The 14,625-nt window shown below is 45.3% G+C and carries 10 protein-coding genes and 1 rRNA gene; 2 read left to right on the forward strand and 9 right to left on the reverse strand.

Annotation, left to right across the window (positions count from 1 at the left end):
* Positions 1 to 55: 55 nt before the first annotated feature.
* Positions 56 to 1,093, forward strand: a complete 1,038-nt coding sequence (locus PBAL39_RS01590; RefSeq protein WP_008237539.1) for an aldo/keto reductase — start codon at positions 56 to 58, stop codon at positions 1,091 to 1,093.
* 54 nt (positions 1,094 to 1,147) lie between these two features.
* Positions 1,148 to 1,741 (forward strand): pentapeptide repeat-containing protein, encoded by a 594-nt coding sequence (locus PBAL39_RS01595; RefSeq protein WP_008237541.1) that lies wholly within the window; start codon positions 1,148 to 1,150, stop codon positions 1,739 to 1,741.
* 149 nt (positions 1,742 to 1,890) lie between these two features.
* On the opposite strand, the gene PBAL39_RS01600 is transcribed toward PBAL39_RS01595, so the two are convergent.
* The 9 genes from PBAL39_RS01600 to rrf all read right to left on the reverse strand — a co-directional run bounded on the left by PBAL39_RS01600 (position 1,891) and on the right by rrf (position 14,531).
* Positions 1,891 to 2,955, reverse strand: a complete 1,065-nt coding sequence (locus PBAL39_RS01600; RefSeq protein WP_008237542.1) for a S9 family peptidase — start codon at positions 2,953 to 2,955, stop codon at positions 1,891 to 1,893.
* A 1-nt stretch (position 2,956) separates the two neighbouring features.
* Positions 2,957 to 4,888, reverse strand: a complete 1,932-nt coding sequence (locus tag PBAL39_RS01605) for a TlpA disulfide reductase family protein (RefSeq protein WP_039865923.1) — start codon at positions 4,886 to 4,888, stop codon at positions 2,957 to 2,959.
* Between the two features lie 15 nt (positions 4,889 to 4,903).
* Entirely contained in the window at positions 4,904 to 6,388 is a 1,485-nt protein-coding gene (locus PBAL39_RS01610) for a PKD-like family lipoprotein (RefSeq protein WP_008237547.1), read from the reverse strand.
* A 56-nt stretch (positions 6,389 to 6,444) separates the two neighbouring features.
* Positions 6,445 to 7,218: a DUF4843 domain-containing protein gene (locus PBAL39_RS01615; protein ID WP_008237548.1), complete on the reverse strand. Its 774-nt coding sequence runs from the start codon at positions 7,216 to 7,218 to the stop codon at positions 6,445 to 6,447.
* The gene (locus PBAL39_RS01620) at positions 7,208 to 8,617 is read right to left on the reverse strand and encodes a RagB/SusD family nutrient uptake outer membrane protein (protein WP_008237550.1); all 1,410 of its coding nucleotides are present in this window, start codon (positions 8,615 to 8,617) and stop codon (positions 7,208 to 7,210) included. The genes PBAL39_RS01615 and PBAL39_RS01620 overlap by 11 nt, the downstream gene beginning before the upstream one ends.
* 5 nt (positions 8,618 to 8,622) lie before the next feature.
* The gene (locus PBAL39_RS01625; protein ID WP_008237551.1) at positions 8,623 to 12,099 is read right to left on the reverse strand and encodes a SusC/RagA family TonB-linked outer membrane protein; all 3,477 of its coding nucleotides are present in this window, start codon (positions 12,097 to 12,099) and stop codon (positions 8,623 to 8,625) included.
* Between the two features lie 168 nt (positions 12,100 to 12,267).
* Positions 12,268 to 13,236: a FecR family protein gene (locus tag PBAL39_RS01630; RefSeq protein ID WP_008237556.1), complete on the reverse strand. Its 969-nt coding sequence runs from the start codon at positions 13,234 to 13,236 to the stop codon at positions 12,268 to 12,270.
* Positions 13,237 to 13,401: 165 nt separating this feature from the next.
* Positions 13,402 to 13,965, reverse strand: a complete 564-nt coding sequence (locus PBAL39_RS01635; RefSeq protein WP_008237563.1) for an RNA polymerase sigma-70 factor — start codon at positions 13,963 to 13,965, stop codon at positions 13,402 to 13,404.
* A 454-nt stretch (positions 13,966 to 14,419) separates the two neighbouring features.
* Positions 14,420 to 14,531 (reverse strand): 5S ribosomal RNA (gene rrf, locus PBAL39_RS01640).
* Between the last annotated feature and the right edge of the window lie 94 nt (positions 14,532 to 14,625).

Here is a 14,625-nt window from a genome sequence, read left to right on the forward strand (position 1 = left end):
ACGGTCAACAGTGTGAAACTGCTGACCACTTTTATAACACCATTATTCTCAGATCATGGAATACAGACAACTAGGCGCATCAGGACTTTTTGTTCCTGAACTTACTTTTGGCACAGCCACATTCGGCGGCGGAAATGACTTTTTCAAGGCCTGGGGCAGCACACAGGTGGAAGAGGCCAGCAGCATGGTCAGGCTTTGCCTGGATGCTGGTGTCAACCTATTTGACACAGCCGACATCTATTCTGATGGTTTGTCTGAGGAAATCCTCGGACAGACGTTAAAAGGCATCAGAAGTGAAGTGCTCATCTCTACCAAAGCGACATTTACCTTTGGCAAAGGGCCCAACAACCAGGGTTCCTCACGTTTTCACCTGCTCAAACAACTGGAAGGAAGCTTAAAAAGGCTCGGCACAGACTATATTGACATTTACCACATGCATGGTTTTGACGGCAATACACCCGTTGAGGAGACATTAAGAACACTAGATGATATGATTGAAAGCGGCAAAGTACGCTACATCGCCTGCTCCAATTTCTCCGGATGGCACCTTATGAAATCCCTTGCGGTATCAGAAAAATATGGATGGAACAAATACGTGGCACACCAGGTATATTATTCTCTGGCCAACCGCGAGTATGAATGGGAACTGATGCCACTCGGTTTAGACCAGAACGTCGGCAGTTTCATCTGGAGTCCATTGGCTGCCGGTCGCCTTGGTGGTAAATATGGCCGTAACAAACCAATGCCCCAGGATAGCCGTGTGGCTCAGGGAGGTAGCCCTGTTCCTGAAGCTGTGGTCAATGAAGAGGTTTTCTATAACATCACAGATGCACTGGACGAGGTCGCTGAAGAAACAGGCAAATCTGTTGCTCAGGTGTCCCTGAACTGGCTCTTATCACGGCCCACAGTATCCAGCATCATCATCGGTGCCAGAAATGAAGAACAACTGAAACAAAACCTTGGTGCTGTAGGTTGGAAACTGAGTACTGAACAGCTTCAAAAACTTGATGCTGCCAGTGAAACACCCACCATCTATCCTTACTGGCACCAGCGCCAGAATACCTCGCTGAATCCACTGCCAAAATTCTATTAGGTAATTGCGGTATCTTTACCGAATAGAGTAACCTATACTACTTAAGCAGCAAACATGAGCCATCCTTCTGAACCTACGCTACATCAAAACAAAACCTTTAAAAAGGTGAACTATGCAGAAAAAACCTTACAAAACCGGGAATTTGAAAAATGTGAATTTATCAACTGCGACTTCAGTAAGAGTAACTTAACAGATAATGACTTTATCGACTGCAGCTTTAAGAACTGCAATTTCACCATGACCATCTTTAACGGTGCAGGCCTGAGGGATGTCGTCTTTGAGGATTGTAAAATACTTGGCGTCGACTTCACCAAGTGTAATAAATTCCTGTTCTCATTTACTTTCATTAATAGTTTCCTCGATTATTGTACTTTCTTTGGCACCAAGCTTAGAAAAACAACGTTTGACAATTGCTCACTGAAAGAAGTTGATTTCTCCGAAACCGACCTTACAGAATCCATCTTCAGCAACTGCGATCTTTCTGCCGCTACATTCTTCAATACCACCCTCGAGAAAGCCGACTTTACGACGGCCAGAAACTTCAGCATCCAACCTGAATTCAACAAGATGAAAAAGGCTAAATTTTCCGCGATGAGCCTTGCCGGATTGTTAGACCGATACCAGCTCGATATCTCCAACAACCACTAACGGACATTCAGATGCCTTAGCATCAGCAATAATTCGGAAAAACACTTCCTCAGCCTATCACCTGATCAGATAAATAAATATCGACAAAAAGAATCCCCGTGCATTTAAAATGCACGGGGATTCTTTTATTGGTATACTGAGCGTTATTTTTACAGCTTATTGCCAGACAGCCACTTGCCAATCTCGTCAAGCACCTCCGGAGCAATAGTTTCCTTAATCGCGGCATACTCCTGCGGCAACCCTGTTTCACTATGCTGTAGCAAATGGTTTAACCCGGGAAACTCTTTAATGGTCACCTGTTTGTTCCCACCCTCCAAAGGCAGCTGTTTCCAGTTGGCCAGATTTGGCCCGGCTTTTACCATCAGGTCTTTACTTCCGTTGATGGCAAGGATCGGCACCTTCACCTTTGGAAGATAGTCCGCCGGGTCATACTTGATAAAATATCGGTACCAGGCCTTCTCAGCAGTCAGGGACCAACTGTAAATTGGGAACCTGAAATGATCGAATGCAATTTTCTGTTCCTTAAAAGCAGCGTCATCTTTAACTTTCCAGACATTGTAAACTTCATTGAGCTTAGCGTGCATATTGGTAGAATCTGCATATTTAAATGCAGTATGAAACATCAGCTCATTGATCACATCATAACGTTTTTTATCATAATCAGATATCGGCGCCGCCGCAACAATGTCTTTATTCTGCAGGATTTGTGCCTCCAGTCCTGTAGTTGCCAGTCCCGCGAGACTGATCAGAAATGCGACATCCGACGACTGTGCAGCAGCGATTGAAATCGCCACGCCACCTTCACTGTGCCCGAGCATACCTGTCTTCTTTAGGTGCAGGTCTTTTCTGGATTTTAAGTAATTTAACGCGGTAAGCGCATCCTCGGCAAAATCTGCCGTTGTCGCATCTTCATATACACCCGTAGTTTTTCCAACGCCCCTATCGTCTACACGCAGTACCACAAGTCCCTTAGTGTTCAGGTAAGCAGCAATCACCTTAAACCAGAAATGTCCAGCCATTAGTCCATCGCGGTCCTGTTTACCTGTACCAGAAACCAACACGACGGCATTGCCACTCCGATATCCCGTAGGAACAGAAAGCGTCGCCCCGAATGTGATGCTGCCATCCTTATTCTTAAAGGATACCTCAGACTCCTGCGCAACCGCTGCCTGCATCAAAAATACCAGTAGCGCTGCCATGAAAACTTTCTTCATCCTAGTCTGATTTACGTGCCAGTTCCACCATCATGCTGATCTCGTCCACCAGCTCTGAAGGACTGCCCATGTATCCGACCTCCGAAAAACGCAAGGCACCGTTTTTGTCGATCACCATTTTATGAGGGATCGGCCCAACGCCAAAACTTTTAGATACTTTGGCATCTGCATCAAACAACACCTCAAACTCCTCGAATTTGTTATCTTTCAGATATCCGTTTACATAGGCTTCGTAGTCTTTTCTATTCTCCTGCGTATCTACAAAGAAGAAAGCTACGTCTTTATCATTTTTATATTTCTCTACCGCCATTTTCATCCCGGGAAATGCAGCCTTACAAGGCGCACACCATGAAGCCCAGAAATCCAAAACAATAACTTTTCCTTTTTGATCACTGAGTTTCACCATCTGCCCCTTATTATTCTTCACACTGAACTCAGGCAAAGTCTTTTTGATCATCGACTTTTTCACCTTTGCTTGCAGTTCAGCATTCCGTTCTCCATCCTTCAGGGAAGATAAATAAGTATCATACCCGCTTTCAGATTTGTTGCGACTGATGTAATTCTTTTTCAGCATCTCCAGCATCAGGGGTGTCATCTGATTCTTCTTCATGCTGCTTTCCAGTACAAATTTCAGCTTATCCTGCTGCCCGTTCCTTTCCAGCAATATCGCAGACACTTCATTTAAAGGGGAATTGCCATATTCATATTTCTGCTGCGCCGCGCCTGCAAAACCGAGTGCCTGCTCATCCTTATTCAGGTGCATCAGGATATCGGAATATACTCCCGCATTATCCATATACACATCCATGAATCCATCGGGCTTCGCATCATTGAATGTCAGTAACCTGTCCATCATTGGCTTTGCATAAACAAAGGCTTCCGCTGCAGTAAAACTCTTGAGCGACACATAAGGTACCTTCATACATTTGTAAAAAATGGTACTCAGACTACCAAAGGGTGCCTGTGCTACATATTTTTTGAAGGTTACAGAGTCTTTTTCTACTGATGCCACGATGGCAATATTACTGTAAAATTTTACATAATCAATCCTGTTGGCAATGTCAAAAGCACGATCTGCTTTGTCCATTGGAAAACGGTCCAGGAAACTGATCGTCATGGGCAACAGCTTTCTATAATCACGTTCCGCTCCCAATGCCTTTACAGCAGCCAGCTTCTCCGGGTTCAACCGCTTAATCGCTGCTGAGTCGATGGCAGCAATCATCCTGCCCATGGAATCTGCCGATGCCTGGCGCTCCAGAACCTCCGCATATACCCGCTGCATATTTTTAAGGTCCCTCTCTGTCAGATCGGGGAGCGATTTCATGTAGTCGATATCTCTAAGTGCCGCTTTCTTCGCCTTCTCCGCATCTACTTTCTTAAGCACTTTCAGGTGTGGGTAAAAGATGTCCCTTCTGGTGTACGGCTGATTGCGCAATTGCTGTTCCATCCAATAGACGACCACATCGTCACCTATCAGGAACTTATCTTTGCTGAAATCAGGGAACATCTCCGGAACAGAAGCATTTCTCAGAAACGCCCAGCCCGCATAAGCACCCGGCATGTTCTTGCCATCTTTACCGAACAATAACCAGCCGTAAGCCATGGATTGTCCAACATCTACAGCCTTGCCACTTTTGAACTTAAACGCCGCAAAACTGGCGTTTTCAGGCAGCAGGTAACTTGCCGTCCACAGGCTGTCTTTTTTCTCCATCACCACGTCGTTCGTTTGCCATTGGTAGTTACAAAACTGATATACCGTAACGGTGACTTTCTTTTTACCTTCCAGGGCAGTGCCTTTGGGATTGTAGTTGATGCCAACAGATTCGCCCGCCTGGGGCTCTTTATTGCTGAGGCTAAAGTTCTTGTCCTGCGCAACACCGGAGCTGCAGAACATTGCAAGTGCCAGCGCACTTGCAATGATTGATTTTTTCATAAACATTTTCTTTTTTTATTGTAATAAGCCAGCACCTTTTGACTTCGGTGCCATATCTACCACCTTACCCATGCCTTCAAATTTTGAGAGTGGTGTTGGCGTAATCTGTCCGCTCGTCGGATTGATGGCCAACTCATATACCCTGCCTGTCGAGCCATCCCAGGTCGCCAGGTACATCAGCCTGTTATCGGTAGTGGTCAGTCCAAAATTCGGTTTTGGTTTATAGATCTTCATGCTCGTAATCTTCTCCCCTGCCGGAACCGTAAAGGCAACACTCGCCGTGTTTGTTCCGAAGTAATCGTACAGATAGATTTTTTCTTCGGTAGCATAATAGGCAACATAGCCCAGCTCACCGCATTGATAAAATTTCGCATTTGCAATCTCCGGAAGGCTACTCATGTTGTACGCCGCCATCGCCTGCATCCCATTGTCGGCAATGAGGAAATTCATCGTGTACATATAACGTCCATTTCCTGTTTTATCCTTAAAGAAGCCATGCGTATAGTTGCTGAAGCCCTGATCCATAAATACCATGTCTTTACCAATATTGGAAAGGTCAAATGGTTGTCCTGCCGACGCTGGTGCCATCAGGGGAAGAGCCGCACCATTAAAGGGACGGATGAACCGGGAATGTTTCTGATCGTAAGCCGCAACGATCATGCTTGATCCTGAAGCATTGGCAATAAAAGGAGCAAGTTCATAGTCGCCGGTAATGGAGCCACCAAATAAAGCATCGAGATCATTGACCACCTGATGGTAGTGTAATCGTCCTCCTTTAATCAGCACCTCTGCAAAACTGAAATCAGAAGTATTTAAGGCTTCCGGATTGATCGTTTCAGGTCGTCTGAACATGGCCGAATTTTCACGCATCAGCGAGAAGTCATTTCCGTTCATCCTGTGGATCTCTGTAGAACTTCCAACAGTGATCCAGTTCATCACTGGTGACGAAAAAGACGTTCTCCTCGACTGTCGGATGAAACGTGGCGTTCCGCGCATCACGTCGCCTGTCGACAAGGAGTAGAGGTTCTTCAGCCAGCTGACCTCTGCTCCGGGCACCGCATTTGGTGTAATCAGGAAATCGACATCAGCGCCACCATTGTGCTCATACAACACCATCCAGCCATTGTCCATCCCTGAAGAAACCGCGACATTAAAAATCACGTTTTTCCTGATCTCAGTCGCCGGATCGGTAACAATCAGCTCCAAGTAATAGTCCCCGACCGTCTCAGCAATGGCCGCGTCCAGCAGCCTTGTAGTAGCGAGCTCCCGTGGAATGATCACAGATCCTGTAGTTGCTGCTCCCCGCCTGTAAATCATCCATTTGTAAGTCAGCCCTGTCGTATCTTTCCCGGGTAGCGTAATTTTCGGATCTAAATGGAGATTCGAATAGCGGATTACCCTGATATCGCCGCCGATACCTGTAGTGTCAATCACAGGAACAGCTGTGTCGGTATAGTCATAATTTCCTAAGTCCTTTTTACAGGAGAAGAATGCCGACAAATTAACATCGTCAGCAGTACTTTATATGATAATTTAAATTTCATTGCAGGTGGTGGTTAAAGTGGAAAAGTGACAAGTTGTTCATTTTCATCTTTCTTCGGATCAGTATGGGTATTGTTGTATTCCAGCAAGGCCTGCTTCATACGAGCCTTGAAATCCAACATCGCCGCATTGGAAAATTCCCCTGGTTTAAGCGGAACCCTTGCACTTGCCTGAAGTGGAAACTCCGCAAGGCCAAGCACATCGATCACAAACCGGAATTTCACTGCACTGTAGGTCCCGAAATAAAAGAACAAACCGGTATCCCAGTTCGTTGGTTTGATCAGGTTATCATTCCAGGTCAGGCTAAAAGAACTGTCTTCCGCAACCCCCGGTTTAAAATCTGTTGTTTCTGCAATCCTAACCTTTAACGTCACCGCCTCATTTTTTATGTCCTCGCTACGCAGCAATACCACAGGCAGTTCTCCAATGATGGCACCAGCCTTAATCGTTCCGTCAATAAATTCGTAATGCTGTCCAGCAATAGCGGTAGTACCCTCTGTAATGGCTTCGCCACGCACAATGCGGTCTGTTGCACCCGGAAGTCCCATGATCTTCACTTTGATCAACATGGTATCCCTTGTCACCGTTGAGGGATAAGTAAGGAAAGAAAAAGACTTTGACGTGATCCTGGTCGACACCAGGTCATTCTGACGTTCAAAAAAATAGATGCGCGGATCATTCTCGTAGCTGTCCACACTTTTCTCACAAGCAGAGAAGGCCACAGCAATCACCATTATTAAAAAATTGAAGCCAAAGGTGCTTACAGATGTTAATCTTTTAGTTTCCATATTCAATTTGATTATCAGGTTTAGGAAGTACATAAATATTGTCATTGGCAGCCACCGTGCTGAATTCAATCGTTGGCCTGTTCACCCGTTTGTAGTAGTAAAACAACTGGCCTTCAGCGACAAACTCTTTTCTATATTCTTTGAATATCTCGTTCTGGATCTGCTCCGCTGTGAGATCAGCTGCAGAAAGGTCATTCAGGACGTTCCGCTGCCTCCTTACCAGGTTCAGGTAGTTGACTGAGGAACCGGGATCTGTATCTTTCAGACATTCCGCGGCAATATAATACAACTCCGACCAGCGGATTACAGGCACGCGTGCCTTCGATCCGGTCGGCCCCACCAGCTTACTGGAATAACGCCTGGTATTGTCGGCATTCTGCCTACTGATGTACACATAACGCAAGTCAGACAAGTTGCTTTCATAAATCTGATTGAAGTCAGTGGTCAGTATAGAGAGCTCCCCATTAATGACATTAAAATATGGGTCTGCATCGGTCTGCAGTGTCGGTACATTCAATGAAAATACCAGCTCCTGAGTCAATAACTTGTTCCTGAACTCCTCTGTGTTGTTTACAATCTGCGTATTGGGCGTAAAGGTAAACGCGCCAGACTGTATGACTTCCCGCGCACATTCAAGCGCCTTTACCCTATCATTGATGTACAGGTATACCCTTGCCTGCAATGCTTTTACGGCATAATAATTAAACTTATACTGCCTGTCTCTCAGGAATCCGGTAGCAGCTACGCCACTTCCTGGTACAATAGGATCGGCAGTTTTCAATAAGGAGGCCGCTACATCTAAATCCGCAAGGACCTTATTGATCACTTCTCCTACCGGCAAGGTAGCGCTGGTCCTCTTGTCAAGAAATTCGCTGTAAGGAATCCCCGGACTTGTTATGCCGCCTGCAGAAGCTGGTGAGCGGGCGTACAGGCGAAGCAGGTCAAAATGCATAAATGCACGTAAGCCATAAGCTTCACCTTTGATCACATTGTAATTATTCGCCGCAAACATACTTACATTTGCAGTATTCAGATTTTCAATCAGGTTGTTGTCATTGGCAATCATATTGTACCCGATGTTCCATATATTGTCCATGCGGGACCTGGAAGCAGTATCGAGGTAGTTATATAAAGAAGCCTGATAATAGGTACTTGAATTCGGCAATACCGGATATTGCTTTGCCAATACTTCAAGGTAACCGTAGGTCAGCTCACGTCCGTAAAGCGGCGCACTCGCCATTTTTACATATAAGCCGGTCAGGGCGTCTTTGAAACCCTGTTCATCCTGAAAGGCTACAGCCGATTCTATTTCCGTTTTTGGGTTTACATCCAGCCATTTGTTGCAGGAAGAAAGTCCTGTCAGCAATAAAGCAGCGATGATGAAGTAGTTGAATTTCATGGTTCTTAAAAATTAGCTGATAATGAAAACGACATGGTTCTTGCATATGGATAATCCAATCCTCTTTCCGTTCTGACGGTACTGATCCTTGCCAGGTCATTCAGGTTGACGCCAAACTGCAGGCCTTTGATGCGGCTCTGTTTCATGAAGTTCAACTCACTGAAATTATAGGAAAGACTTACAGAGGAGAAGATCAGCTCATCCAGGTCCTGTACAAAACGTGAGGTCGGCCTGGTTGGCATGATGAGCGCGATGTCTTTATACAAACTCTGCTGCCCCGGTGTTTTCCAGCGCTCTTCCAAAGCCCTGATGTCCACATTATAGTTGAAATCGGCATCCTCAACCTTGGTCACCAGGCTGGAGTTATACATCTGCCCGCCCAGACGGAATGAAAAGGCGAAGTTTGCATTGAAACCTTTATACTGGAAGTTAGATCCAAAGGAACCGGTGTATTTAGCATTGGAATCCCCACCCACTACGTAGTCGGCAGCCGACCATACATAGGTTTGTGTACCGTCTTTTTTCAGGTAAATCTCCATTCCGTTTGCAGGATCAATTCCAAGAGAAGGCACCACCCATATTGCTGTGGTGGATTGGTTAGGCTCATATCTTGTGGACGGATTCTGCAGTGTCGCCCTTCCTTCAGCTGTACCTAAAGAACCATTCTGCTGCGCATTGTCTTTAGCTGAATTTAACTGCTCCAGTGAGTTGGATACTTTACTGATTTTATTGGTATTGTGGGCAACGTTCAGGAAAAGGTTCAGGTTGGAACGGTTCTTCGGATTGTTGAACACCCTTACACTTGCCGCTACCTGGAAGCCCTTGTTACGTACTTCTCCAATGTTCTCTGCATAGGAATTGAAACCTGCGGAAGGTGCTACGATCTGATCGGAAAGCAGGTTTTTGGTGTCCTTAATGTAATAGTCTACGCGGAGATTGGCAGATTTCAGAAAGCCAAGGTCAAAGCCAATGTTGTTGTCGCGCACACTCTGCCACATCAGGTCGTTATTGGGTAAACCCATCAGCTCCATCCCAAGGTCACCATTGTAGTTGACATTGGTGATGTACCTGTACCTCGCCAATGATTTATAGGCATTACCGCCCTGTGTACCGGTTACCCCTGTACTTGCAGTGATCCTCAAACGATCAATGGCTTCTATATTTTTAATGAACTGCTCATTCTGAAGGTTCCATCCGATGGAAGTCGACCAGAAACCACCCCACCTGTTGGTTCTGCCGAATTGCGATCCGCCATTGAGACTATAGGCGAAATCAGCAAGAAAACGGTTGTCAAAAGAGTAATTCACCGCTCCTGAGGTGGAAACCGTACGGCTTGTATTCTCAGCCCCGGAAGCTTTACTACCTGCGGCATACCCATTACCAAAAGTAATGTCATCCATCTTATCATTGGGAAATCCAACCATCGTCTGACCAACTGAGCGGCCAGTAATCTGGTTCATAGCATAAACCGCATTGGCATAGACCAGGTGTTTCCCCGCCTGTACAGAGTAGGCAAGCAAAATATCGCCATTGTAATTCGCCGTCTTGCCATTGCTGACTGTATACATACCGCGGTTGTTGTATTCCGGACTGGTTACATCTACATTCAGGTACCTGGTATGCGATGCAGGATAGAACAGTTCAGATTCGTTGTTCTGAAGACTCAGCCCCAGACGGCCGCTAAGGCGCAGGTTTTTCACAATGTTCCATTCTGTAGAGAAGTTCTCAATCACATTGGTATAGTTGCTGCCATCCTTAATGTTAAGTGAAGCATTATATAATGGGTTATACGCCAGCTGACCAGAGATGTTAAACAGGCCGCTGCTCATCGCATAAGAAGGAATCAGGTTTCCATTGTCATCATAAATTCTCCAGTAGGGGTTCATCTTGGAATATTCGGAGAAACTGCCGTAAGGAGAATTTTTGGCGATGTTCCTGTCAATCGACAGGTTATTGCGGAAAGAGATCTTGTTCACACGGTAAATCAGGTTAAACTGACCGTTTACACTGGTCCTGTCCGACCCCTTCATTACCCCTGTAGTTTTATTATAGGCCACATTTGCCGAGTAACGCATAGCCTGATCTCCACCATCCATCATGAGGGTATGACGTTGTCCGTAGCCGTTTTGCAGTGGTTGCGACAACCAGTAGGTGTCTACTCCGTCCATCATTGCTTTTTGGTTGATGCTGTAATCACGAAGCAGTGAGGCTTGCGTCAATGGGTCTGCAGAAGTATATTTACCAGCAAGCAGCTCTGCCTGCAATTTCTGGCGGGAGTTTGTCAGCTCATAACTGCTAAGATCCGGAGCGGTTACATTCAGACTTGCCTGATAGCTAAGCCTCAGCTTACCTGCCTGCGGTTCAATCGTCTCAATGACCACCACACCATTTCCAGCTTTAGAACCATACATGGATTTTGCGGCCGCATCTTTCAACAGGGTGATGCTTTTCACAAAGTTAATGTTCAGGTCATAGATTTTCTCCAAGGTCGTCTCAAAGCCGTCCAGAATAAACAGTGGTTGGTTGGGCTGGTTGCCGAACTCATTCTCCAGGTTCTCCGGAATTCCCGTTTGTCCCCTGAGCTGGATGTTCGGCAGGTTGTTCGGATCCGAGCCCAGGTTGATGTTGTCCAGGATTTGGAAAGAAGGATCCAGAATCGCCAATCCCTGGATGACATTCTGATTGGTAACTTGTTTCAGCTCTGCTCCTGTAAAGGCCGCAACTGCACCGGTAAAAGTTCCTGCCTTACGCTCAAAACGACCGGTATTGATCACGACCTCATTCAGGTTGTTGTCATCCGGCATCAGGGTAACCGATTTATAATTACCGGAAGCCACACCTATTTTCTTGGACAAATAACCCAGGTAGCTGAACTCAAGGACAGCGCTGGAATCGGGCACCTTAATGTTAAAGTTACCATCTTTATCTGTGGTCGTACCTGAGCGGCTGCCCACCACCCATACGCTGACGCCCGGCATACCATGTTTGGTCTGATCGATGACCCGTCCTCTGATGTCAATATCAGCTCTTATAATTGGATTTTTGTAGACGTTTTTTTCATTGGCAATGGTTGATGGGGTTTCTGATTTTTTAGTAATGACAATATGCCGGTTGACCTGCCTGAAGTCCAGCGAAGAATTGGCCAGCAGAGCTTCCAATAGCTTATCAAGCGTCGTGGTCGTTTCTACCAGGTTTAATTTCCCTATTTCGCCAATTTCTTCGCTACGATACAGAAAATGGAAGGGCGTTTGCTTTTCAATTTTCTCCAGTGCTTCCGACAGGCTTTCCCTGTTCAGTTTAAGCTTCACACGTACCTCTCCCATACGTTGGCCCTTAACATTGGAGGCAGTCAGCATCTGCGCTGAGATCGTGAGTGTCAGAATGATAAACGAAGTAATACGCATAAAATCAATCAGGATTTTTTTATGGATACGGCGGACATACCCGTCCCCGTATTTAGCTGCAATTGCAGAAAAATTCATATATTCGAATGTTGGTGTGATTTAAATACCTTATGAGAATTACATTAAAACAGGACTCATGATCCCTTGGGGATGTGGTCCAGGAGGTTCTGCAATAGTTCCATACTCGTAATATGTAGCTATAGCAGGGCCTTTTTCATTAAGAAGGTCTGGGTTGGTTCATTTGGGTTAGTTTTTTGGTTTAATGGTTACATGTTTAGTGATCTCGTCGTATTGGTATACGGCATTATTAAAATCGCAGATTAAGGTCAGGAAGTCCTCCAGACTCTGATTCTCAAACAGCGTGGTGGTGAAATGTTGCTGGCCAAGACGCTTGTCGCCAATGATGACCTTCACATCGAAACGCTCCTGCAGCAACACTGCGGCATTATCGAAAGTGATGTCTTTGAATACCAGGTCCTGTTCTCTCCAGGCTACCGTTTTCTCGGCGTCGGTATCATGGAGCGTGGCCTGATCCGCCGCAATATTATAAACGACCTGTTTATTGGGGGTTAAAGTGCCCAGCGTTTGTCCTCCTTTATTGACCACTACTTTTCCTCGGATCACGGTAACGGTGATCCGCTCATTCCGGGAGTCCACATCAAAGGCGGTTCCTAAAACCTGTGTATTCACCTTTCCTGTACGGACAATAAATGGCTGATTGCTGCGATGTTTGACATCGAAAAAAGCCTTACCTGTTAAGAAAACCTCACGGACCGCTTTCCCTTCAAAACTGGAGGCATACTTCAGCTGGCTCCCCGCACTCAAGATCACCGTACTTCCGTCAGGGAGCTGGATTAGGTCGTTCGTGCTGGCAGAAGCGACATTGATACTGGATAGTATTTGTTCCGCTGGCTGCCCTTGCTGATAGACAAAGAAAACTGCAGATCCTGCAAGCAGCAGCACCGCGGCCGCGACAGTCACAAACTTCTTCCACCCTGTATTTAGTTTCCTGACCGGGACTGGAGCGCCTATCGCACGATCTATTGACTCATACAATAACTGACCGCGAACGTCCTCTACACCCATCGTCTCTTCATCCCAGGCCTCCAATACCTGGAAGTAATTAAAATATTGATTATACAATTCCAGCTCTGCGTCGTTCGCAGTGCCTTCTTTAACTTTATCTGTGAGTTGAAAAAACGCTTCTTTTGTCATTGAAACTGGTTATGCTTTTAAGGATCAGGAGCAATTCATCATCCCCATTTCCTATAAGGCACATCAAACAGGCTCAGCCCCACAAAGAAATCCAGAAAAAGTTTTATTTATTTTAAAATTACAGCAGAGAAAGCAAAAGAACCAAGAATACACCGGTACGTGTACCTAAAATGAAGAGACATACAGGATGCAAAAAAGAATAAGCGAACTTTTCAGCCGTTTCAAAGCGATAGTCATCTGTCTTTCTACTGCTTTTTCAGAAATACCCATCCTTATAGAGATTTCCTTATTACTTAAATGGGAATTTCTGCTCAGTTCAAAGACTTCTCGACATCTTTCAGGCAATTCAGCAGTAAACTGCAATAATACAGCCTTCAACTCTTTCAATTCCATTTCGCTGCTGACATTATCGAAAGAAGGTTCTATCGTTTCAATCTGATCGAGGTAAGACTGACGGGACTTCAGCATGCGAATCACATTAGTGACCTTATATTTCACTGCCGACATGAGGTATGACTTTAACGTAGCGATCTCCAGCTCACCGGATCTGTCCCAGATCCAAACGAACACATCCTGTATCACATCCATACAAGCATCATGATCTCTGAGCATATTGAATGCGATGACGTACATCGCCGACCAATGTCTGCGGTATATCTCATCAAAAGCCTCTCTGCTACCGCCGTTTAACAGATCGATCAATTCCTCATCTGAACATCCCTTATGCATCTAAATCATGTGTGTTTCCTCTCAAATTTAATAAAATATATCAAGATTTCCTTCTTAAGGCCATCCAATACGTAATACCAGGTAAGATCAGATTACAGAACAGAGATCAGCTCTAGTAAGAGGCCATGAATAAGAGCAAAATGGTCAGTAAACAACGATAATGAAACAAAAAATAGTACCAGACCTATCCAATCGCTGAGAATCGACTGTACAAAATTCACTGCCCACAGATCCCGTATAAGCTGGAGAAATGCCAATTGCCCCCTGAAATGCTAAGAAGTAGGACGCGTTTATTTAAAAATAATGAGGGAGGAATATCAAATCCCCATAAACGAAAACTCTCATAAAATGTAGCACTCCTGTACGTTAACTATTGTATGATCAATAATATATAAATGAAAAAATTTCTGTAAACAAGAAAAGCCTGCAGTTTTGACTACAGGCTTTCTTTAAGATTTGGCACCGACCTACTCTCCCACGTGTTACCGCAGTACCATCGGCTCTGGTGGGCTTAACTTCTCTGTTCGGAATGGGAAGAGGTGGACACCACCGATATAGGCACCTAAATATTTTTAATGTTTATACAGCTTCTGGTATTGATTTACCTTATGCTGTCAAACAATGACATATTATTGAAAGAAGTTAAGTTAGGAAGAACAA

Origin of the sequence: Pedobacter sp. BAL39 (assembly GCF_000170795.1) — a bacterium.
GTDB lineage: Bacteria > Bacteroidota > Bacteroidia > Sphingobacteriales > Sphingobacteriaceae > Pedobacter.